Raw genomic sequence first — 22569 nt, 5'->3', positions numbered from 1 at the left:
GCTCGTGAGGACGGACCCGCAGGTCTTCATCATCGAAAATACGGACGTGCTGGCGCCGCCGCATGTGCCGGAGGTGCAGCTCAGGCTCGCCTCCGAGGCGCATGACCTGTGGCTGAAGACCGAGGCTGAGCTGGAGGAGATCGGCCTGCCGCCGCCCTTCTGGGCTTTCGCCTGGGCGGGCGGCCAGGGGCTCGCGCGCCATGTGCTGGATCACCCGGCGCTGGTAGCCGGCAAATCGGTGCTCGATTTCGCCAGCGGCTCCGGCCTCGTCGGCATCGCGGCGCTGCTTTCAGGCGCTGCCTCGGTGCTGGCGGCGGATATCGATCCCTGGAGCGGAACGGCGATTTGCCTGAACGCGGCGTTGAACGACGTGTCGCTCGACAGCACGAGCGAGGATATGCTTGGACGCGATGAAGGCTGGGACGTCGTTCTTGCCGGCGACGTATTTTACGACCGCGCCTTCGCCGAAGCGCTCATTCCCTGGTTTGCCGCGCTTGCCGCGCGCGGCGCCACGGTGCTGGTCGGCGATCCCGGCCGCGCCTATTGCCCGCGCGAGCGCATGGAAGCGCTCGCCACCTATACGGTGCCGGTGACGCGGGCGCTGGAGGACAGCGAGGTCAAGAAGACCACGGTCTGGCGTTTCACCGGCCCGGCCGGATGACGCAGACGCCCGCTTCCCATGCACAGTCGTTGTGACCCGGGCTGAGCGTTATGATCTTCGGCCCGCTTGCACGGCGCTCCGCCGGCCGGGCGGACCAGCGATAGCCGCCGTCGTCCTCGACATAGAAATAAAGACCGCTGCCGCCGTCACGATAGGCGACGATGCCGCCGGCGTAGAAATCCGGGTCGGCGCGCCTGCCGCCGTCGCCGTGATAGCGCAGCCGGGTGCTGAAGCCGCCGCGGCTGGCATCGGTATCGAGACGCGAAATCGTCTTCAGGCCGCCATGGCCGCCATGATTGTGGTGATGGCGATGGCGCAGGCCGTCGCCGGCATGGGCGGCCGTCATGCCGCCTGTCACGAGCGCGGCCGCAAGCACGAAGACTTTCGTCGCGCGGAGTGCCGATAACAGAGTCATTCTGTCCTGCCTTCCGTGGGTGGTTAACAAATCGTTAACGGGCAGAATGGCCCCCTGGCCGCGGAAAGTCACTGACACGCTTGAAGAATTTTCAGATATCGTTAACGGCGCGGCGATGTCTTAAAACGGGGCGGCCGCAGGCGCGATCTCTAATCGATTAAATTCATTTTGCACTGCAATGAGGCTTGTGGTTCCGCTTTCCGGTGATTAAACGTCGCAATCACTGCATTGTGCACAACATACTGCAATTCCGGAGAAAATTTGTCCAGTTTATGGCTCTCCGGGGTTCCGTGAGGTTCAGATGGCGAATGTCACTCGAAGCCGGCCGCTCTCGCCGCATCTCCAAGTCTACAAGCCAATCCCGACGATGGTCATGTCCATCGTGCACCGCATCACCGGTGCGGCGCTCTACTTCGGCACGGTGCTGGTCGCCTGGTGGCTGATCGCCGCCGCTTCGGGCGAGGCCTATTTCAGCTGGGTCAGCTGGTTCTTCGGCACGCTGATCGGCCGCCTCGTGCTCTTCGGCTATACCTGGGCGCTGATGCATCACATGCTTGGCGGGCTCCGCCACTTCATGTGGGACATGGGCCACGGCTACGAGAAGCACTTCAATACCAAACTCGCCATTGCAACCCCGATCGCCTCCGTCGCCCTGACGGTGCTGATCTGGGTCGTCGGCTACCTGGCACGCTGAGGAGAGCCCCATGGATATGCGCACGCCCCTCGGCAAGGTTCGCGGCCTCGGCTCGGCAAAGGACGGCACGGAACATTTCTGGCGCCAGCGTCTCACGGCTGTGGCCAACGTGCCCCTGCTCCTGTTCTTCGTCGGCTTTCTTATCTGCTACAACGGCGCCTCCTATGCGGAGGTGACGGCAGCGCTGTCGAACCCGTTCGTGGCCGTTATCATGGCCCTCGTCGTGATCTCCGGCCTCATCCACATGAAGCTCGGCATGCAGGTCATCATCGAGGACTACGTGCATGCGGAAGGCATCAAGATCGTCCTTCTCATGCTCAATACCTTCTTCGCGTTTCTGGTCGGCGCTCTCTGTTTTTTCGCCGTCCTCAAGATCGCCTTCGCAGGATAATCCATCATGGCAGCGAACTCCTCCCCGGCGGCCAACGGCAAGGCCTATACCTATGTGGACCACTCCTTCGACGTGATCGTCGTCGGGGCCGGCGGTGCGGGCCTGCGCGCCACGCTCGGCATGGCCGAGCAGGGTCTCAAGACGGCCTGCATCACCAAGGTCTTCCCGACGCGTTCGCACACCGTCGCCGCCCAGGGCGGCATCGCCGCCTCGCTCGTCAACATGACGCCCGACTGCTGGCAGTGGCACCTGTACGATACCGTAAAGGGCTCCGACTGGCTCGGCGACGTCGACGCCATGCAGTATCTCGCCATGGAAGCGCCGAAGGCGGTCTATGAGCTCGAGCATTACGGCGTGCCCTTCTCGCGCAATGCCGAAGGCAAGATCTACCAGCGCCCGTTCGGCGGCCACATGCAGAACTACGGCGAAGGCCCGCCGGTGCAGCGCACCTGTGCCGCCGCCGACCGTACCGGCCACGCCATCCTGCACACGCTCTATGGCCAGTCGCTGCGCAACAATGCGGAATTCTTCATCGAGTATTTCGCGCTCGACCTGATCATGTCGGCCGACGGCCGCTGCACCGGCGTCGTGGCCTGGAACCTCGACGACGGCACGATCCATCGCTTCGCCGCCAAGATGGTGGTTCTGGCGACCGGCGGCTACGGCCGTGCCTACTTCTCGGCCACCTCGGCCCATACCTGCACGGGCGACGGCGGCGGCATGATCGCGCGCGCCGGCCTGCCGTTGCAGGACATGGAATTCGTGCAGTTCCACCCGACCGGCATCTACGGCGCGGGCTGCCTCATCACCGAGGGCGCGCGCGGGGAGGGCGGTTATCTCGTCAATTCCGAAGGCGAGCGCTTCATGGAGCGTTATGCGCCGTCCGCCAAGGACCTCGCCTCGCGCGACGTCGTCTCGCGCTGCATGACGATGGAAATTCGCGAAGGCCGCGGCGTCGGCAAGAACAAGGACCACATCTTCCTGCATCTCGACCATCTCGATCCGGCCGTTCTGCACGAGCGCCTGCCGGGCATTTCCGAGAGCGCGAAGATCTTTGCTGGCGTGGACGTGACGCGCGAGCCGATCCCGGTCCTGCCGACCGTGCACTACAATATGGGCGGCATTCCCACGAACTACTGGGGCGAGGTGCTCAATGCCGACGGCCAGAACCCGGAGCGCATCGCGCCCGGTCTCATGGCTGTGGGCGAAGCCGGCTGCGCTTCGGTGCACGGCGCAAACCGCCTCGGCTCCAACTCGCTGATCGACCTGGTGGTCTTCGGCCGTGCCGCGGCCATCCGCGCCGGCGAGGTCATCGATCGCAACGAGCCTGTCCCGGCGCTCGACATCGCCGCCTGCGACAGGATCATGGATCGCTTCGACCGCCTGCGCTACGCCAATGGCAGCACGCCGACGGCCGTGCTGCGCGACAAGATGCAGCGCACCATGCAGGAAGACGCCGCCGTGTTCCGTACGCAGGAATCGCTGGAAAACGGCTGCAAGCGCATCACGGAAATCTGGAAGGAACTGCCTGACATCAAGGTCACCGACCGCTCGATGATCTGGAATTCCGACCTCGTCGAGACGCTGGAGCTGGAAAACCTGATGGCCAACGCCATCACCACGGTCTACGGTGCCGAAGCGCGCAAGGAAAGCCGCGGCTCGCATGCCCGCGAGGACTATGTCGACGGTCCGTTCGGCGGCCGCGACGACGTCAACTGGCGCAAGCACACGCTCGCATGGGTCAACGAGGCGGGCGACGTGAAGCTCGACTATCGCCCCGTGCACACCGACCTCATCGCCGACGGCATCGATCCCCAGAAGATCGCGCCCAAGGCGCGTGTTTATTAAGCGGAGTCATGCGACAATGGCGGGGAAAGGATTTCGCCATGAACATGATGGGGCATAACAGAAGGTTCTCACGACCCATGTATGCGATCAGCTTCGACCTCGATACGGATACGCTGAAAAAGAGCTATCACAATCAGTCGTGGCAGAATGCGTATAACGACATTGCCAAATTCCTTCGTGGTCAGGGATTCGACCGCCAGCAGGGCAGCGTCTATTTCGGCGATGAGACGATCGACAGCGTGAAATGCCAGATCGCGGTCCAGCGGCTTACGCTCGAATATGATTGGTTCGCACCTTCGGTTACCGATATCCGCATGCTGCGAATTGAAGACAACAATGATCTGACGCCGGCTATCGAACTGGCACTGATGGCAAAAGGCATGGGCCGATAATGGTTGAACTCGCTCTCCCGAAGAACTCGCAGATCAGCGAAGGCAAGGTCTGGCCGAAGCCGGCCGGCGCCACGAACACGCGCGAGCTGCGCGTCTACCGCTGGAACCCCGACGACGGCAAGAACCCGTCGATCGACACCTATTACATCGATGTCGACGATTGCGGGCCGATGGTTCTCGATGCGCTGCTCTACATCAAGAACAAGATCGATCCGACGCTGACGCTGCGCCGCTCCTGCCGCGAAGGCATCTGCGGCTCCTGCGCCATGAACATCGACGGCACCAACACGCTCGCCTGCACCAAGGGCATGGACGAGGTGAAGGGCGCGGTGAAAGTCTATCCGCTGCCGCATATGCCCGTGGTGAAGGATCTCATCCCTGACCTCACCAACTTCTACGCCCAGCACCGCTCGATCGAGCCCTGGCTGAAGACCGTGTCGCCGACGCCGGCCAAGGAGTGGAAGCAGAGCCATGACGACCGTCTCAAGCTGGACGGGCTTTACGAGTGCATTCTCTGCGCCTGCTGCTCGACCTCCTGTCCCAGCTACTGGTGGAACGGCGACCGTTATCTCGGCCCGGCCGTCCTGCTTCAGGCCTATCGCTGGCTGATCGACAGCCGCGACGAAGCGACCGGCGAGCGCCTCGACAATCTGGAAGATCCCTTCCGCCTCTATCGCTGCCACACGATCATGAATTGCGCCCAGGCTTGCCCGAAAGGCCTCAATCCGGCCAAGGCAATCGGCGAGATCAAGAAGATGCTGGTCGAGCGCCGTCTCTGACCTACATAAGCAGCGTTCACGAAACGTGACGAGGCGGCCTGATCATTCGGGCCGTTCCGTCTTGATTCATGCGGGCGATTCACGTTAATTCGGCGAGAATTGCTGCACGGCAGCAGTATCGGGCAGATATCGGGAGTATCGACATGCGGATTCATCATGTGGCAGGCGGACTGATGATGGCGCTTGCTCTTGCGGGGTGCCAGCGGACCGCGCCGATGGACAGCGTGAATACGCAGCCGAACATCACGCCGCTCCAGGGCCAGCCCGTGGGCAGCGTCTCGTCCAGCCAGCTGCCCGATCCGACCAAGGATACCGCGCAGTTCCCCGCCCAGCCGACGACCGACACGGCCATGGCGACCGGCACGGGCAACGCCGCCGCCGCGGCGAGCGCGCTCGACGTCAAGAAGGAATCCATGGTCGGCAACTGGCGGGTGGCGAACGGTCCGTCTTCCTGCGACATGTTCCTGACTCTCACCAATCTCGGCGGCGGGTCGCGCGGCGGCACGCGCGGCTGCGCGGGCGAGCTGACGGCGATGGGCTCCTGGGAAGTCGCCGGCAAACAGGTCGTGCTGAAGGACCGCGAGGGCAATCCCATCGCGCGTCTCTACAAGACCGCCGATACCCGCTTCGACGGATCGACCAATTCGGGCCAGCCGGTTAGCCTGTCGCGCTGATCCCTTTCTCTTCCGACGCGGATAAGCATCGCCCATGGGCAAGCACTGGGACAGTGTTTCGACACATCCGGAACATGGCGTTTCAGGCAGGCTGAAGGCCCTCGTGGCAAGCGGAACGCTGAAGCCGGATGCGGCGCAGCAGGCGATGGCGCTGCGCTTCGACAGGCTGCTGAGTGAACTCCACGTCCAGCGGCCGGCGCGCAAGTCGAGCGCGCTCGGCTGGCTCTTCGCCTCCCGCAAGCCCGAAAGCGTCGCGGCCCCGAAGGGGCTCTACATCCATGGCGGCGTCGGCCGGGGCAAGACCATGTTGATGGACATGTTCTTCGAGCTTGCGCCGCTGAAGCGCAAGCGGCGGGCGCATTTCCACGAATTCATGGCGGATGTGCACGACCGCATCCACAAACACCGGCAGAAGCTGAAGGCGGGCGAGACCAAGCAGGCCGACCCCGTGCCGCCGGTGGCCGCCAGCCTCATCGAGGAAGCACGCCTGCTCTGCTTTGACGAATTCTCCGTGACCGACATCGCGGATGCGATGATCCTGTCGCGGCTCTTCGGCGAGCTTTTCCAGCGTGGCTGCATCCTCGTCGCGACGTCGAATGTCGAGCCGGACAACCTTTATCGCGAGGGTCTCAACCGCGACCTCTTCCTGCCCTTCGTCGATCTTCTCAAACAGTATGTCGAGATCGTGCCGCTCGATTCCGTGACGGACTACCGCATGGAAAAGGACAGCGGCCTGCCCGTTTTCCGCCATCCGCTGGACAGCGAGGCGGATGCGGCGATGGATGCCGCCTGGCGGCGCGAGACGGCGGGCGCGACCGTCGCGCCGGCGACGCTGTCGTTTCGCGGGCGAACCATCGCCGTGCCGCAGGCGGCCGGGCGCGTTGCCCGCTTTTCCTTTGCCGACCTGTGCGCCAGGCCGCTGGGTGCTGCCGATTATCTCGAGATCCTTGCGCATTACGATACGCTGTTCGTGGATCACATTCCGCTGCTCGGTGCGGAAAAGCGCAACGAGACCAAGCGCTTCATCAATCTCGTGGACACGATCTACGATCACCGCGCGCGGCTTTTCGCGTCCGCCGCCGCCGCGCCGGAAGATCTTCTGGTCACCCGCAAGGGCACGGAAGGCTTCGAATTCGATCGCACCGTCTCGCGCCTCATCGAGATCCGCAGCACCGAGTATCTGGCGGACCACAACGCCAGATACAGCACGGGCGTGACGAAAGCATGACGGAAATTCTTACGTTTACGTAAGAAAATTTGCATCTAACCGATTGAAATACTTCGATCAAAAAGTATGTATTGAATTTTTAACCTGACAAGCGTAAGCCCTTGCGCCGAAGGGTCCTGCGGTTGCGACATTGCCGGGCCCGTTGATCGAAGCAAAGGAAGCTTTCATGGCCCGCAAGAAGATCGCACTTATTGGTTCTGGCATGATCGGTGGCACGCTGGCGCATCTCGCCGGCCTGAAGGAGCTGGGCGACATCGTCCTCTTCGACATTGCCGACGGTATCCCGCAGGGCAAGGGCCTCGATATCGCCCAATCCTCGCCGGTCGAAGGCTTCAATGCTTCGCTGACGGGCGCCAGCGACTATGCCGCGATCGAGGGTGCCGATGTCTGCATCGTCACCGCCGGCGTTGCCCGCAAGCCCGGCATGAGCCGCGACGACCTGCTCGGCATCAACCTCAAGGTCATGGAACAGGTCGGCGCCGGCATCAAGAAATACGCCCCCGACGCCTTCGTCATCTGCATCACCAACCCGCTCGACGCGATGGTCTGGGCGCTGCAGAAGTTCTCCGGCCTGCCGAAGAACAAGGTCGTCGGCATGGCCGGCGTGCTGGACTCGGCCCGCTTCCGCCTCTTCCTCTCCGAGGAATTCAAGGTGTCCGTCCAGGACGTCACCGCCTTCGTTCTCGGCGGCCACGGCGACACGATGGTGCCGCTCGCCCGTTACTCCACCGTCGCCGGCATTCCGCTGACCGACCTCGTCAAGATGGGCTGGGTCACCAAGGAGCGCCTGGAAGAAATCATCCAGCGTACCCGTGACGGCGGCGCGGAGATCGTCGGCCTGCTCAAGACGGGCTCGGCCTACTATGCGCCGGCCGCGTCCGCGATCGAAATGGCCGAGTCCTACCTGAAGGACAAGAAGCGGGTTCTGCCCTGCGCGGCTTACCTGTCGGGCCAGTACGGTGTGAAGGACATGTATGTCGGCGTTCCCACCGTCATCGGCGAGGGTGGCGTCGAGCGCATCATCGAGGTCGAGTTCAACAAGGCCGAGCAGGAAGCCTTCGAGAAGTCGGTCGCGGCCGTCGCAGGCCTTTGCGAAGCCTGCATCAACATCGCACCCGCGCTGAAGTAATTCCGGTTCTTTTGTTCACGCATGTCCGGCAAAGGCATTTTGCTGGACATGCTCCAGACAGGATTTCACCATGAACATTCATGAATATCAGGCCAAGGCTCTTCTGAAGAGCTATGGCGCGCCGGTCGCCGAAGGCGTGGCGATCTTCTCCGCCGACGAGGCCGAGGCGGCTGCCAAGTCGCTGCCCGGCCCGCTTTACGTGGTCAAGAGCCAGATTCATGCCGGCGGCCGCGGCAAGGGCAAGTTCAAGGAGCTCGGTCCCGATGCGAAGGGCGGCGTGCGCCTTGCCTTCTCTATCGACGAAGCCAAGGCCCATGCCAAGGAAATGCTCGGCAATACGCTCGTCACCGCCCAGACCGGCCCTGCCGGCAAGCAGGTGAACCGCCTCTATATCGAGGACGGCGCCGATATCGACCGCGAACTCTATCTCTCCCTGCTGGTCGACCGTTCCGTCGGCGAGGTGGCCTTCGTCGTCTCCACTGAAGGCGGCATGGACATCGAGGCCGTCGCGCATGACACGCCGGAGAAGATCGTCACCGTCGCGATCAACCCGGAGAAAGGCGTCACCGCCGACGATCTGGCGAAGCTGACCTCGGCCCTCAAGCTCGAAGGTGAAGCCAAGGCCGACGGCGAGAAGCTGTTCCCGATCCTCTACAAGGCGTTTGTCGAGAAGGACATGAGCCTGCTCGAGATCAACCCGCTGATCGTCATGAAGAACGGCCGCGTGCGCGTTCTCGACGCCAAGGTCTCCTTCGACGGCAACGCGCTGTTCCGCCACGAAGACATCAAGGCGCTGCGCGACGAGACCGAGGAAGACGCCAAGGAAATCGAGGCCTCCAAGTGGGATCTCGCCTATGTGGCGCTCGACGGCAACATCGGCTGCATGGTCAACGGCGCCGGTCTCGCCATGGCGACGATGGACATCATCAAGCTCTACGGCAAGGAGCCGGCGAACTTCTGCGACGTCGGCGGCGGCGCCGGCAAGGAGAAGGTGGCGGCTGCCTTCAAGATCATCACCGCCGACCCGAAGGTCGAGGGCATCCTCGTCAACATCTTCGGCGGCATCATGAAGTGTGACGTCATCGCCGAAGGCGTGGTCGCTGCCGTGCAGGAAGTCGGCCTCAAGGTTCCGCTGGTCGTTCGCCTCGAAGGCACGAATGTCGAGCTTGGCAAGAAGATCCTGAACGAATCCGGCCTGGCGATCACCGCCGCCGACGATCTGGACGACGCTGCCAAGAAGATCGTCGCCGCGATCAACGGCTAACGGAAGGACCAGACCTCATGTCGATTCTCGTCAACAAGAACACCAAGGTCCTCGTTCAGGGCCTGACCGGCAAGACCGGGACCTTCCACACCGAACAGGCGCTCGCCTATTACGGCACGCAGATGGTCGGCGGCATCCACCCGAAGAAGGGCGGCGAAACCTGGACCGGCTCCAAGGGCGAAAGCCTGCCGATCTTCGCCTCCGTCGCCGAAGGCAAGGAAAAGACCGGCGCGGATGCGTCCGTGATCTACGTTCCGCCGGCCGGTGCCGCGGACGCGATCATCGAGGCGATCGATGCGGAAATCCCGTTCATCACCTGCATCACCGAGGGCATCCCGGTCGCGGACATGGTGCGCGTCAAGGCCCGCCTCGACCGCTCCTCCTCGCGCCTGCTCGGCCCGAACTGCCCCGGCATCCTGACGCCGGAAGAATGCAAGATCGGCATCATGCCGGGCTCGATCTTCCGCAAGGGCTCCGTCGGTATTGTTTCGCGCTCCGGCACACTTACCTATGAAGCGGTGTTCCAGACCTCCAACGAAGGCCTCGGCCAGACCACGGCCGTCGGCATCGGCGGCGACCCGGTCAAGGGCACCGAATTCATCGACGTGCTGGAGATGTTCCTGGCCGACGACGCCACGACGTCCATCATCATGATCGGCGAGATCGGCGGTTCGGCTGAAGAAGATGCGGCGCAGTTCCTCATCGACGAAGCCAGGAAGGGCCGCAAGAAGCCGATGGCCGGCTTCATCGCGGGTCGCACGGCGCCGAAGGGCCGCACCATGGGCCATGCCGGCGCTGTCGTCTCGGGCGGCAAGGGCGATGCGGAATCCAAGATCGCCGCCATGGAAGCGGCGGGCATCACGGTTTCGCCCTCTCCGGCGCGCCTCGGCAAGACGCTGGTGGAAGTCCTGAAGGGCTGACAACGAAACGGGCTGGCCGGCTGACGAAGCCGGCCGACCCATCTCACCGGTCGCCGGCTAAAAGCCGGGCGGGCGGAAAACCGGGCAGGCCCGGTCAACACGATCGTTCGGGAGGCGGGCGCGGCGCCCGCGAAAGACCATGGCACGGCAAGACGCCAACGAACAATTCCTGGCCACTTCCTTCCTCGACGGAGCGAACGCGGCCTATATCGAGCAGCTCTATGCCCAGTACGAGGCGAACCCCGCCTCCGTCGGCGAGGAATGGCAGGCCTTCTTCAAGGCACTCGAAGACCAGCCTTCCGATGTCGTGAAGGCCGCCAAGGGTGCTTCGTGGAAGCGCGCGAACTGGCCGATCGCCGCCAATGGCGAACTCGTCTCCGCGCTCGACGGCAATTGGGGCGTGGTCGAAAAGGTCCTGGAAAAGAAGGTGCAGGCCAAGGCTGAAGCCGCCGCCGCGCAGACCGGCACGCCCGTCAACCAGGCCGATGTGAACCAGGCGACACGCGACAGCGTGCGCGCCATCATGATGATCCGCGCCTACCGCGCCCGCGGCCACCTGCACGCCAAGCTCGACCCGCTCGCCATCGCGGCACCCGTCGAGGACTATCACGAGCTTTCGCCTTCGAATTACGGGTTCGAGGAGAAGGACCTCGACCGCAAGATCTTCATCGATAACGTGCTCGGCCTCGAATATGCCACCGTGCGCGAAATGGTCGAAATCCTCGAGCGCACCTACTGCTCGACGATCGGCGTCGAATTCATGCACATCTCCAACCCGGAGGAAAAGGGCTGGATCCAGGAGCGCATCGAAGGCCCGGACAAGGGCGTCGATTTCACGCCCGAGGGCAAGAAGGCGATCCTCCAGAAGCTGATCGAGGCCGAGGGCTTCGAGCAGTTCATCGACGTCAAGTACAAGGGCACCAAGCGTTTCGGCCTGGATGGCGGCGAAGCGCTGATCCCGGCGCTGGAGCAGATCATCAAGCGCGGCGGCCAGCTGGGCCTCAAGGAAATCGTGCTCGGCATGGCCCACCGCGGCCGCCTGAACGTTCTCACCAACGTGATGGCCAAGCCCCACCGCGCCGTGTTCCACGAGTTCAAGGGCGGCTCCTACGCGCCTGACGACGTCGAAGGTTCCGGCGACGTGAAGTACCATCTCGGCGCCTCCTCGGACCGCGAGTTCGACGGCAACAAGGTGCACCTGTCGCTGACGGCCAACCCCTCGCATCTCGAGATCGTCAACCCTGTCGTGATGGGCAAGGCCCGCGCCAAGCAGGACCAGATGGCGACGGTGTTCGAAGGCGATATCATTCCGCTGCGTGAACGCGCGAAGGTGATGCCGCTCCTGCTGCACGGCGATGCGGCCTTTGCAGGCCAGGGCGTCGTGGCCGAAATCCTCGGCCTGTCCGGCCTGCGCGGCCATCGCGTCGCCGGCACGGTCCACGTCATCATCAACAACCAGATCGGCTTCACCACGAACCCGGCCTTCTCGCGCTCTTCGCCCTATCCGTCTGACGTGGCCAAGATGATCGAGGCGCCGATCTTCCATGTGAACGGCGATGATCCGGAAGCGGTGACCTATGCCGCCAAGGTCGCGACCGAATTCCGCATGAAGTTCCACAAGCCGGTCGTGCTGGATATCTTCTGCTACCGCCGCTTCGGCCACAACGAAGGCGACGAGCCGGCGTTCACGCAGCCGAAGATGTACAAGGCGATCCGCGCCCACAAGACCGTGGTCAGCCTTTATGGCGCGCGGCTCATTGCCGAAGGCGTCATCTCCGAAGGCGAATTCGAGAAGATGAAGGCCGACTGGCGCGCCAATCTCGAACAGGAGTTCGAGGCCGGCCAATCCTACAAGCCGAACAAGGCCGACTGGCTCGACGGTGCATGGTCGGGCCTGCGCTCGGCCGACAACCAGGACGAACAGCGCCGCGGCAAGACCTCGGTGCCGATGAAGCAGCTCAAGGAAATCGGCCGCAAGATCGCGACGATCCCGGAAGGCTTCAAGGCTCACAAGACCATCCAGCGGTTCATGGACAACCGCATGCAGATGATCGAGACGGGCGAGGGCATCGACTGGGCGATGGGCGAGGCTCTGGCTTTCGGCACGCTGTGCGTGGAAGGCACCAAGATCCGCCTGTCCGGCCAGGATTGCGAGCGCGGCACGTTCTCGCAGCGTCACTCGGTTCTCTACGATCAGGAAACCGAAGACCGCTACATTCCGCTCGCCAACCTGTCGCCCACGCAGGCGCGCTACGAGGTCATCAACTCGATGCTCTCGGAAGAAGCCGTGCTCGGCTTCGAATACGGCTATTCGCTGGCCCGTCCGAACGCGCTCACCCTTTGGGAGGCCCAGTTCGGCGACTTCGCCAATGGTGCACAGGTCATCTTCGACCAGTTCATCTCGTCGGGCGAACGCAAGTGGTTGCGCATGTCGGGCCTCGTCTGCCTTCTGCCGCATGGCTATGAGGGCCAGGGTCCGGAGCATTCCTCCGCCCGTCTTGAGCGCTTCCTGCAGCTCTGCGCGGAAGACAACATGCAGGTCGCCAACGTCACGACGCCGGCGAACTATTTCCACATCCTGCGTCGCCAGGTGAAGCGCGATTTCCGCAAGCCGCTCATCATGATGACGCCGAAGTCGCTGCTGCGCCACAAGCGGGCCGTCTCGTCGCTGTCGGAAATGGCGGGGGAAACCTCGTTCCATCGTCTGCTGTGGGACGACGCCGAGGTGATCAAGGACGGGCCGATCAAGCTCCAGAAGGACGCTAAGATCCGCCGTGTCGTGATGTGCTCGGGCAAGGTCTACTACGACCTGCTGGAAGAGCGCGAAAAGCGCGGCATCGACGATGTCTATCTGCTGCGTCTGGAACAGCTCTATCCGTTCCCGGCCAAGGCGCTGATCAACGAGCTTTCGCGCTTCCGCAACGCCGAGATGGTCTGGTGCCAGGAAGAGCCCAAGAACATGGGCGCCTGGGCGTTCATCGATCCTTATCTCGAATGGGTGCTCGCCCATATCGACGCCAAGTACCAGCGTGTGCGCTACACCGGCCGTCCGGCTGCCGCATCGCCGGCAACGGGCCTGATGTCGAAGCACCTCGCGCAGCTCGCCGCCTTCCTAGAGGACGCGCTGGGCGGTTGATCCGCCCGGTATCCCTGACAACAAGACACGAACGAACGGAACACAATCATGGCTACCGAAATCCGCGTCCCGACCCTGGGCGAATCCGTCAGCGAAGCGACCGTCGGCACCTGGTTCAAGAAGGTCGGCGACGTCGTCAAGGCGGACGAGCCGCTCTGTGAGCTCGAAACCGACAAGGTGACGATCGAAGTGCCGGCGCCCGCCTCGGGCGTGCTGGGCGAAATCACCGCCAATGCCGGCGAGACCGTCGAGCCGGGCGGCCTGCTCGGCCAGATCACCGAAGGCGCGTCCGCCGGTGCTGCCGCTGCCGCTCCCGCCGCTGCCGAAAAGGTCGAGAAGGCCCCTGCCGCCGCTCCGGCCGCCGAAGCCAAGCCCGCCGCCGGCGGCGCGTCCACCATGCCGGCGGCTCCTGCCGCCGCAAAGCTTCTTGCCGAAAACAACCTCTCGGCCGATCAGGTCGATGGTTCGGGCAAGCGCGGCCAGGTGCTGAAGGGCGACGTGCTGGCTGCCGTCGCCAAGGGCATCACGGCATCGACGGCTGCATCGGCCGAGCCTGCCAAGGTTGCCGCCCGTCCGGCCTCCTCCGAGGCCGATGCGCCGCGCGAAGAACGCGTGAAGATGACGCGCCTGCGCCAGACCATCGCCAAGCGCCTCAAGGACGCGCAGAACACCGCAGCCATGCTGACCACCTACAACGAGGTGGACATGTCGGCCGTGATGGACCTGCGCAACCGCTACAAGGACCTCTTCGAGAAGAAGCACGGCGTAAAGCTCGGCTTCATGGGCTTCTTCACCAAGGCCGTGACGCATGCGCTGAAGGAACTGCCGGCCGTCAATGCCGAAATCGACGGCACCGACATCATCTACAAGAACTACTGCCATGTCGGCGTCGCCGTCGGCACGGACAAGGGTCTGGTGGTTCCGGTCGTGCGCGATGCCGACCAGATGGGCATTGCCGCCATCGAGAAGGAAATCGGCCGTCTCGGCAAGGCCGCGCGTGACGGCGCGCTCTCCATGGCCGACATGCAGGGCGGCACGTTCACCATCTCGAACGGCGGCGTCTACGGCTCGCTGATGTCCTCGCCGATCCTGAACGCCCCGCAGTCGGGCATCCTCGGCATGCACAAGATCCAGGAGCGCCCGGTCGTCGTCGGTGGCCAGATCGTCATCCGCCCGATGATGTATCTCGCGCTGTCCTATGACCACCGTATCGTCGACGGCAAGGAAGCGGTGACCTTCCTCGTTCGCGTCAAGGACAGCCTGGAAGATCCGGAGCGTCTGGTTCTGGATCTCTAAGGAGGCTTTCATGGAGACGGCAGCGTTGGCTTACCCCATGCTCGTGCTCATCGTCCTGAGCGTGGCGCTGCTCGTCTTCCATATCCTCCTGCAGGGCATGCTCGCCACGCGCGAGCTCGGTTCGCAGTGGAATGCCGGTCCGCGTGACGGCGCGCACGAACCGCAAGGCATCCTCGCCGGACGCGCCGCGCGCGCGTCCGCCAACTTCCGCGAGACCTATGCCGGTTTCGTCGCGCTTGCCCTGGCGCTTGCGATTGCCGGCGACCCCTCGGGCTGGGGTCTCATCGGCGCATGGCTGTGGTTCATTGCCCGCCTCGTCTATATCCCGCTCTATCTGACGGGCATTCCCTATATCCGCTCGCTGGTCTGGCTTGCCTCGCTGGCGGGCCTGGCGGTGATGGCGGGCGCCATCATCGTCTAGGAGGACGAGCGCGATGAGCAGCTATCTTCTCGAACTCGCCTCGCTGATGGCCATCTTCTCCTTCGCCATCGTTTCGCCGGGGGCCGATCTCGCCATGGTCATGCGCCAGTCGCTCGTGCACGGGCGCCGGGCGGCGATCGTCACGTCCTTCGGCGTCGGCGCGTCGCTGATGTTCCACGTCACCTACACGATCCTCGGCCTCGGGCTGATCATTTCCCAGTCGATCTACCTCTTCAACATCGTGAAGTGGTGCGGCGTGGCCTATCTCATCTATATCGGCATCAAGGCGCTGCGCGCCGGCAAGGCCGATCTCTCGCTCGAGGCGGTGGAGGGGCGCGAGGGTGCAAAGAGCGACCAGTCGGCGCTGCGCGCCTTCGGGCTCGGCTTCCTTGCCAATGCGCTCAATCCCAAGGCGGTGTTCTTCTTCCTGTCGATCTTCTCCACCGTCGTCAGCGCGCACACGCCGATCGCCGTGAAGTTCGGCTACGGCCTCGTCATGGCAACCTGCCTGATCGCCTGGTTCGTCGGCGTCTCGCTTTTCATGACGACGCCGCGCATGCGTGCGGCATTCTCGCGGGCCAGCCAGTGGATCGACCGCACGAGCGGCCTCGTCTTCATCGCGCTGGGCATCAAGCTCGCGACGGAAAAGGCGCACTGAACAATGCGCGTCGTCCTCGTCCTTGCCGGTCTGCTTGCCGCAACCTCCGCCTTTGCGGCGGAGTGCCGGCAGGACCGCGCGATCTACGCAGACCGCGACGGCGGCTATGAACTGACCTTCGAACCCATCGGCTCCGACGCTGCCGCGACGAGCCATCATTTCAAGCTGAAGGTCCTTTCAAGCGGCACCGTGCTTGACGGTATCGTCATGCCGGGCGATCCCGCCCGCTCGAACGGCATGGTCATGTACAAGTGCCCGGAGGGCGATGTGACCGGCGAGGAGATCGCCGCCTGCACGGTCTGGGAGGGCGTGATCTACGCGCTCGACGGCGCGGGCGATGCGGCCGACCTGCCTGAGGAGAGTGCTACGGCAACGGCAGGCGTACTGCTCTCCGGCTTTGGCCCGTCACTGCGCTATTCGAAGCTGTGGGACGAGGGCAAGGCAAAGGTGGTGCCGTGGGATCTTCTCAAGCTCAAGGGGTGCGCGGCGTGAGCGAGGCTCCCGTTCTTCTCGTGACCGGCGGCAGCCGTGGCATCGGCGCCAGCGTTTGCCGGTTGGCGGGTGCGGCCGGCTGGCAGGTTGCCGTGAACTATGTCACCAATCTCCAGGCCGCCGAAGCCGTGGTGGCGGATATCCGCGCGGCCGGCGGTTCGGCGATCCCCGTTCAGGGCGATGTGGGCACCGAGCTTGGCCTTGCCTCGATCTTCTCGACCATCGACGGCACGTTCGGCCGGCTCGACGGCCTCGTCAACAATGCCGGCATCGTGGCGACGCCGCAGCGCGTCGACGAGATGTCGTCCGAGCGGCTGGAGCGCATGTTCGCCGTCAACGTCATGGGCTCCATCCGCTGCGCGCAGGAAGCCGTACGTCGCATGTCGACCCGTCACGGCGGCGCGGGCGGGGCGATCGTCAACCTCTCCTCCGTTGCGGCCCTGCTCGGTGCTGCCGGGCAGTATGTCGACTATGCCGCCAGCAAGGGCGCGATCGAGAGCTTCACCATTGGCCTCGCCCGTGAGGTCGCAGCTGAAGGCGTTCGCGTGAACCTCGTGCGCCCCGGCATCATCGATACCGAAATCCACGCTTCCGGCGGCTTGCCGGACCGGGCGCGCGACATGGCGTCGCTCATCCCGATGCAGCGGCCGGGCACGGCCGATGAAGTGGCTCAATCCATTCTCTATCTTCTCTCCGATGCGGCATCCTATGTAACGGGTGCCGCCCTCAACGTCAGCGGCGGCCGCTAGGCCCTGCGCAGGAAGGACTTGTCATGGCATATGATCTCATCGTTATCGGTTCCGGCCCCGGCGGCTATGTCTGCGCCATCAAGGCGGCCCAGCTCGGGCTGAAGGTCGCGGTCGTCGAAAAGCGCGCCACCTATGGCGGCACCTGCCTCAATGTCGGCTGCATCCCCTCCAAGGCGCTGCTGCATGCGTCGGAGACCTACAGCCACGCCGCCCACGGCATGGAAGCGCTCGGCATCGACGGCGTGAAGCCCACCCTCAATCTGCCGAAGATGATGGCGCACAAGGATGCGACGGTGAAGTCGAATGTCGACGGCGTCGCCTTCCTCTTCAAGAAGAACAAGATCGACGGCATCCAGGGCACCGGCAAGGTGCTGGGCGCCGGCAAGGTCTCCGTCACCAATGACAAGGGCGAGGAGCAGGTCCTCGAAACGAAGAACATCGTGATCGCCACGGGTTCCGACGTCGCCGGCATTCCGGGCGTCCCGGTCGAGATCGATGAAAAGGTCATCGTCTCCTCGACGGGCGGCATTGCGCTCGACAAGGTGCCTGGCCATCTGGTCGTCGTCGGCGGCGGCGTCATCGGGCTGGAGCTCGGTTCGGTCTGGGCGCGCCTCGGCGCCAAGGTCACGGTCGTGGAATATCTCGATACGATCCTCGGCGGCATGGACGGCGAGGTCTCCAAGCAGTTCCAGCGCATGCTGGCCAAGCAGGGCATCGACTTCAAGCTCGGCGCCAAGGTGACGGGCGTGGAGAAGACGGGCGCGGGCGCCAAGGTGACCTTCGAGCCGGTCAAGGGCGGTGAGGCCACCACCATCGACGCCGATGTCGTGCTGATCGCCACCGGCCGCAAGCCCTACACCGAAGGCCTCGGCCTTGCGGAAGCCGGCGTGGCGCTCGACAGCCGCGGCCGCGTCGAGATCGACAAGCATTTCCAGACGAACGTTCCCGGCATCTATGCGCTCGGCGACGTCGTGCGCGGCCCGATGCTCGCCCACAAGGCGGAAGACGAGGGTGTCGCCGTTGCCGAAATCCTCGCCGGACAGGCGGGTCATGTGAACTATGACGTCATCCCCGGTGTCGTCTACACGCAGCCGGAGGTCGCCTCCGTCGGCAAGACCGAGGAAGAGTTGAAGGCCGCGGGCATCGCCTACAAGGTGGGCAAGTTCCCGTTCACGGCCAACGGCCGCGCCCGCGCCATGTTGGCGACGGACGGTTTCGTGAAGGTTCTGGCCGACAAGGACACGGACCGCGTGCTTGGCGTGCATATCGTCGGCTTCGGTGCCGGCGAGATGATCCACGAGGCGGCCGTGCTGATGGAGTTCGGCGGCTCCTCCGAAGATCTCGGCCGCACCTGCCACGCGCACCCGACCATGTCGGAAGCCGTGAAGGAAGCCGCGCTCGCGACCTTCTTCAAGCCCATCCACATGTGATCCGATCATATGCGATAGAAGTGGGCGGCTGCGACAACCGGCCGCCTGTCATCTCCGGGCGTTAAAGCGCAGCATGGCGGTCCTGAAGGAGGCTGCCATGTCGCCCGTGTCGAGACCCGTCTCGCTCCCCCATCCCGTTCTTCCCGCCGCCGACTGGGCGGACCGGTTCACGCTCGGCCTGCCTGTTGATCATCTCACGGCACGCGAGGCCGCGCGGCTGGCGCTGGAGCATCCGCCGCGCTGGATACGCAGGCTGATGGTGCTGCGTAACGCGCTGGTCGCGCCGTTCGGGCTGAAAGGCGCGGCGGGCGAGGTGCGGACATCTGACAGGGAGATCGGCGGCTTTCCCGTGGTGAGCGTCACCGACGACCGGGTGGTGCTGGGCTTCGACGACCGGCACCTGGACTTCCGCATCGTCATCGACGTGCGGTCCGACCGGCCCTGCGGCCAGACGCTCTCCATCATGACCCTCGTCCATCGCAACAACCTGCTCGGGCGGCTCTACCTTGCCGCCGTCCTGCCGTTCCACAAGCTGATCGTCCGCACCATGCTGTCAGGGATCGGCGCGCGCGTGATCAGTTCACGGCCGTAACCGTAAAGCCTTTCTTGCGCAGCAGTTCCACGACGCCTTCCGTGCCGGGAAGATGCAGCGCGCCCACGGCCATGAAGACGTTGCCGTCCGCCAGGATCGGGGCAGCCCGGGTCGCCATGGTGTGGTTGCGGTCGATGATGATGCGCTGTTCGAAATCGGCATAGCTGTCGACCTCGCCCTCTTCCAGGGGTGCTGCGGCGCGCATCATCGGCATGATCATGCCGACATCGCCGGCCAGATAGAGCTGGCTCATCGTCTCGATCACGTCCTGCAGCGTGTCGCCGAGCGCGACGGTCTGCACAAGGCCTTGGATCTGCGGTTCGATGGGCAGCGAATCGAGGGCGGAAATCTGTTCGATCAGGGTTTCGAGACCCTTGAGGGTTTTGCCTTCGGCCAGCGCATCCGTGGCGAGTTTCTGGTCCAGGAAGGCGGCGCCGGCCGTCTTTCGGGTGATCTCGCAGGCGGGCAGCGCGACGAAGCTCGCGATCATCCACGGCTTCATGCGCGCGACGGCGGCCAGCGACAGGCCGCGGCCTTTCAGCCCCTCGGCCAGCGTCTCGGCATCGTCCTTGTCGAGGAAGTCGGTGATCGACTTGCCGTCGGTGAACATGGTCAGGTCCGGCCGCGCCAGAATGGTGACGCCGGCCTTCTTCTCGTCGGCGATTTCGTCGGATTCGACGACGACCGTCACGGCCTCGTCGAAGGCCTTGCGTGCGCCGTCCGGCATGGCGACGACGCGCGGATCGGTCACATGCATGGTGCCGAGCAGCCAGGAGGCCGGCTTGCCGTCCTTCTCGATCTTCCAGAAGATGGCCTTGCCGTTCGGCACGGCATCGGCCTCCGCGCGCAGTTTGGCGAAGGCGGCAGGATCGTTCTTTTCGACCTTGGCGAGCAGGTTGTTGCCGCTGCAGGCCGGAAGGTCCTGCGCGTTCGCCGGCGACAGGGATGCGAGCACGACCAGGAATGCGAGCGCGATCAGCACGTTGACGGCGGCGAGCAGCCACAGGCCGGCATCCGCCGCCCGGTCGGCAAGCGCCACGCGGCTTTTGTGAAGAAGGACTGTCATGGTCGAACTCCCTGCATTGTGCGGCGACCCTAGTCCCGGGGTTCTCACGAATCTCTTAACGGATCAGGCGCGCGGATGGGCGCGGTCGTAGATTTCGAGCAGCCGCGCGGAATCGACACCGGTATAGACCTGCGTGGTGGAAAGGCTGGCATGGCCGAGCAGTTCCTGGATGGTGCGCAGGTCGCCGCCGCCGGCCAGAAGATGGGTGGCGAAGGAATGGCGCAGTGCGTGCGGCGTGGCGCTGTCCGGCAGGCCGAGCGCGCCGCGCATCTTCTGCATTTCCCGTTGTATGATCGCCGGCTGCAAGGCACCGCCCCGCGCGCCGCGAAACAGCGGCCCGTCGTCGCCGAGCGGGAAGGGGCAGAGCTTGATGTAATCCTCCACGCCCACGCGGGCGGGCGCAATGAGCGGCACGATGCGCGTCTTGCCGCCCTTGCCGGTGATGCGCAGCGATGTCGGGCTTCCCGCGAAATCGGCCTTTGTCAGCGCCAGCGCCTCCGAGATACGCAGGCCGCAGCCGTAGAGCAGGGCGAGCACGGCGGCGTTGCGGGCGCGGATCCATGGTTCATCGGCCAGCTGCTCGTGCGCATCGACGACGGCGATGGCCTGTCGGTCGGAGAGCGGCTTCGGCAGCGATTTCGGCTGTTTCGGCGAGCGGACGGCGGTCGCGCCGGCGGAATTGGCGAGACCCTTGCGCTCCAGATGACGCAGGAAGGAGCGCAGGCCGGCAAGGCCGCGGCCGAGCGTTCGCGCGCCCGCGCCGTCGCGCCGGCGGGCGGCAAGGAAGCCACGCAGGTCCGCCGGCCGCAGGTTGCCGATGTCCTTCAGGCTGGCCGGTGCGGCGAGGTGCCCGGTCAGGAAGGCGAGGAACTGGCGGGTGTCGCGCTCGTAGGCGTCCAGCGTGTTGGCCGAAAGGCGACGCTCGCCGGCAAGCGCTGCGAGCCATGCCTGCCGCTCGTTCATGAGCGTTGGATCGGCGATGATGAGAAGGTCCGTCATGTCCTGCCTTTGGCGATTGCCCCGGAGTGTCCGTCGCAGGATCGGCGATTTGCGTTAGGGATCTGCTAACGTTCCGCACAGCGCTCGCCAAAGTAGCCTGCCTTCCTGTAGACACGAAGCCGTTCCTAAAACGTGCCTCGACAAACCGGATAGGTCCATGCTGCTGCGTTCCATGTCTGCCGAAAACTACCGCTCGCTGCGCGCGATCCGCATGGATCTCGGGCGCGTGAACCTGTTCGTCGGGGAAAACGGGGCGGGAAAGTCGAACCTCTACCGTTCCCTGCAACTGGTGCAGGCGGCCGTGCGCGGGAATTTTGCGCATGAGATCGCCGCGGAGGGCGGCATGGCCTCGGCGCTTTGGACGGGCAAGCGGCGCGCCAACGAGCCGGTGCGCATCCGGTTGGAAACGGAACTTCTCGACGAGGAACGCGCGATCACCTTCCGCTATCGTGTGGAAGCCGGGCTGCGCCCGTCGAAGGCGGCCGCGGGCTTTACCTTCGAGCCGCAGGTCAAGGCCGAGGAGCTGTCGATCGAGACCGGGCGGCGCCCCGTCGCCGTCATGAAGCGTGCCGGACCGGGCATCATGGTGCGCGACGAGAACGGCCGCATGGTCGAATATCCCGAGCAGGCGCTGACATCGGAAACGGCGGTCGCGCTGCTGGGCGATGCCGGACACTACCCTGAAATCGGCACCTTTCGCCGGGCGGTCTCGCAATGGCGGTTCTTCCATGGCTTCCGCTCCGACCGGGATTCGGCGCTGCGCCAGCCGTGCCTTGCCGTTACCGCCCCGCTGCTCGACCAGGACGGGGCCAATATGGCGGCGGTGTTTGCGACGCTGCGATGGACGCGGCAGGACACGGTCGATCTCGACCGGGCGGTGGCGGATGCGTTCGGCGGGGCCCAGCTTTCGGTGCCGGAGCCGGAGGAATTCGCCTCCTACGGGCTGATCTTCCCGCAGTTTCCGCAGCGCGTCTTTCAGCCACGCGAATTGTCCGACGGGCAGATCCGCTTTCTGGCGCTCGCCGCCGCGCTGTTGTCCTATCGCACGCCGCCGCTGATCGCGCTCAACGAACCGGAGGCGAGCCTTCACCCGGACATGCTCTCGCCGCTCGCCGAGATGATCGCGCAGGCGGCGCAGACGAGCCAGCTGTGGGTCGTCACCCATTCCGAGCGGCTGGCCGCCGAGGTGGAGGCGCGTTGCGGGGTGCGCGCGAAACGGGTCGTGCGCAATGACGGCGCGACCTGGATCGACGGCATGCGGCTGACGGGCGTTATGGCCGACGATGACGAATGACGCCGGCTTCATCTTTGCGGTTTTCTTCCCGCGGCCATGGG

23 protein-coding genes are annotated in these 22569 nt (G+C 64.6%); 20 read left to right on the top strand and 3 right to left on the bottom strand.

What is annotated here, in order from left to right; all coding sequences use genetic code 11:
• Nucleotides 1-4 precede the first annotated feature (4 nt).
• Entirely contained in the window at nt 5-661 is a 657-nt protein-coding gene (locus B5M41_RS18435) for a class I SAM-dependent methyltransferase (protein WP_134649319.1), read from the top strand.
• Here the strand turns inward: B5M41_RS18435 and B5M41_RS18430 are convergent.
• Nucleotides 642-1076: a hypothetical protein gene (locus B5M41_RS18430; RefSeq protein WP_134649320.1), complete on the bottom strand. Its 435-nt coding sequence runs from the start codon at nt 1074-1076 to the stop codon at nt 642-644. The genes B5M41_RS18435 and B5M41_RS18430 overlap by 20 nt on opposite strands.
• Nucleotides 1077-1377: 301 nt before the next feature.
• Between B5M41_RS18430 and sdhC the strand changes: the two genes are divergently transcribed.
• The 18 genes from sdhC to B5M41_RS18340 all read left to right on the top strand — a co-directional run bounded on the left by sdhC (nt 1378) and on the right by B5M41_RS18340 (nt 19169).
• Nucleotides 1378-1770 (top strand): succinate dehydrogenase, cytochrome b556 subunit, encoded by a 393-nt coding sequence (gene sdhC, locus B5M41_RS18425; protein ID WP_134649321.1) that lies wholly within the window; start codon nt 1378-1380, stop codon nt 1768-1770.
• Nucleotides 1771-1780: 10 nt separating this feature from the next.
• Nucleotides 1781-2161 (top strand): succinate dehydrogenase, hydrophobic membrane anchor protein, encoded by a 381-nt coding sequence (sdhD, locus tag B5M41_RS18420; RefSeq protein WP_134649322.1) that lies wholly within the window; start codon nt 1781-1783, stop codon nt 2159-2161.
• A gap of 6 nt (nt 2162-2167) precedes the next feature.
• Nucleotides 2168-4009 (top strand): succinate dehydrogenase flavoprotein subunit, encoded by a 1842-nt coding sequence (gene sdhA / locus B5M41_RS18415; protein WP_134649323.1) that lies wholly within the window; start codon nt 2168-2170, stop codon nt 4007-4009.
• Nucleotides 4010-4047: 38 nt separating this feature from the next.
• Nucleotides 4048-4401 (top strand): virulence factor, encoded by a 354-nt coding sequence (locus tag B5M41_RS18410; protein WP_230640218.1) that lies wholly within the window; start codon nt 4048-4050, stop codon nt 4399-4401.
• Entirely contained in the window at nt 4401-5180 is a 780-nt protein-coding gene (locus tag B5M41_RS18405; RefSeq protein ID WP_134649324.1) for a succinate dehydrogenase iron-sulfur subunit, read from the top strand. Before B5M41_RS18410 ends, B5M41_RS18405 begins: the two co-directional genes overlap by 1 nt.
• Nucleotides 5181-5323: 143 nt before the next feature.
• Nucleotides 5324-5854 (top strand): protease inhibitor Inh/omp19 family protein, encoded by a 531-nt coding sequence (locus B5M41_RS18400; RefSeq protein WP_134649325.1) that lies wholly within the window; start codon nt 5324-5326, stop codon nt 5852-5854.
• 34 nt (nt 5855-5888) lie between these two features.
• Nucleotides 5889-7082 carry a cell division protein ZapE gene (gene zapE, locus B5M41_RS18395; RefSeq protein ID WP_134649326.1) on the top strand — a complete coding sequence of 398 codons (1194 nt, stop codon included), beginning with the start codon at nt 5889-5891 and terminating at the stop codon, nt 7080-7082.
• Between the two features lie 166 nt (nt 7083-7248).
• A complete protein-coding gene (gene mdh / locus B5M41_RS18390; RefSeq protein ID WP_134649327.1) occupies nt 7249-8211 on the top strand; it encodes a malate dehydrogenase in 963 nt (320 codons plus the stop codon).
• Between the two features lie 70 nt (nt 8212-8281).
• Nucleotides 8282-9475 carry an ADP-forming succinate--CoA ligase subunit beta gene (gene sucC / locus B5M41_RS18385; protein WP_134649328.1) on the top strand — a complete coding sequence of 398 codons (1194 nt, stop codon included), beginning with the start codon at nt 8282-8284 and terminating at the stop codon, nt 9473-9475.
• 17 nt (nt 9476-9492) lie between these two features.
• Complete coding sequence (gene sucD, locus B5M41_RS18380) at nt 9493-10395, top strand: succinate--CoA ligase subunit alpha (RefSeq protein WP_134649329.1); 903 nt, start codon at nt 9493-9495, stop codon at nt 10393-10395.
• 139 nt (nt 10396-10534) lie between these two features.
• Nucleotides 10535-13531 carry a 2-oxoglutarate dehydrogenase E1 component gene (locus B5M41_RS18375; protein ID WP_134649330.1) on the top strand — a complete coding sequence of 999 codons (2997 nt, stop codon included), beginning with the start codon at nt 10535-10537 and terminating at the stop codon, nt 13529-13531.
• A 48-nt stretch (nt 13532-13579) separates the two neighbouring features.
• Nucleotides 13580-14827 (top strand): 2-oxoglutarate dehydrogenase complex dihydrolipoyllysine-residue succinyltransferase, encoded by a 1248-nt coding sequence (gene odhB / locus B5M41_RS18370; protein ID WP_134649331.1) that lies wholly within the window; start codon nt 13580-13582, stop codon nt 14825-14827.
• 10 nt (nt 14828-14837) lie between these two features.
• A complete protein-coding gene (locus tag B5M41_RS18365) occupies nt 14838-15248 on the top strand; it encodes an MAPEG family protein (protein WP_134649332.1) in 411 nt (136 codons plus the stop codon).
• Nucleotides 15249-15261: 13 nt separating this feature from the next.
• Nucleotides 15262-15906, top strand: a complete 645-nt coding sequence (locus B5M41_RS18360) for a LysE family translocator (RefSeq protein WP_134649333.1) — start codon at nt 15262-15264, stop codon at nt 15904-15906.
• 3 nt (nt 15907-15909) lie between these two features.
• Nucleotides 15910-16398, top strand: coding sequence for a hypothetical protein (locus B5M41_RS18355; RefSeq protein ID WP_134649334.1), 489 nt, complete (start codon nt 15910-15912; stop codon nt 16396-16398).
• Complete coding sequence (locus B5M41_RS18350) at nt 16395-17147, top strand: SDR family oxidoreductase (protein ID WP_134649335.1); 753 nt, start codon at nt 16395-16397, stop codon at nt 17145-17147. The genes B5M41_RS18355 and B5M41_RS18350 overlap by 4 nt, the downstream gene beginning before the upstream one ends.
• A gap of 23 nt (nt 17148-17170) precedes the next feature.
• Nucleotides 17171-18577: a dihydrolipoyl dehydrogenase gene (gene lpdA / locus B5M41_RS18345; RefSeq protein WP_134649336.1), complete on the top strand. Its 1407-nt coding sequence runs from the start codon at nt 17171-17173 to the stop codon at nt 18575-18577.
• 97 nt (nt 18578-18674) lie between these two features.
• On the top strand, nt 18675-19169 hold the full coding sequence (locus B5M41_RS18340; RefSeq protein WP_230640216.1) for a DUF2867 domain-containing protein: 495 nt from the start codon (nt 18675-18677) through the stop codon (nt 19167-19169).
• On the opposite strand, the gene B5M41_RS18335 is transcribed toward B5M41_RS18340, so the two are convergent.
• Together B5M41_RS18335 and B5M41_RS18330 are read right to left on the bottom strand one after the other, a co-directional pair.
• Complete coding sequence (locus tag B5M41_RS18335) at nt 19153-20235, bottom strand: TraB/GumN family protein (protein ID WP_134649338.1); 1083 nt, start codon at nt 20233-20235, stop codon at nt 19153-19155. The two genes, B5M41_RS18340 and B5M41_RS18335, sit on opposite strands and share 17 nt — an antisense overlap.
• A gap of 63 nt (nt 20236-20298) precedes the next feature.
• Nucleotides 20299-21234 (bottom strand): tyrosine recombinase XerC, encoded by a 936-nt coding sequence (locus tag B5M41_RS18330; protein WP_134649339.1) that lies wholly within the window; start codon nt 21232-21234, stop codon nt 20299-20301.
• A 157-nt stretch (nt 21235-21391) separates the two neighbouring features.
• Here B5M41_RS18330 and B5M41_RS18325 point away from each other — a divergent pair, with 157 nt between their 5' ends.
• A complete protein-coding gene (locus B5M41_RS18325; protein ID WP_134649340.1) occupies nt 21392-22528 on the top strand; it encodes an AAA family ATPase in 1137 nt (378 codons plus the stop codon).
• Nucleotides 22529-22569: the final 41 nt, after the last annotated feature.

This window comes from Shinella sumterensis (assembly GCF_004514425.2).
Lineage (GTDB): Bacteria > Pseudomonadota > Alphaproteobacteria > Rhizobiales > Rhizobiaceae > Shinella > Shinella sumterensis.
Note: the sequence above shows the minus strand (reverse complement) of the source record. Positions and strands in the feature narration are given on the sequence as shown.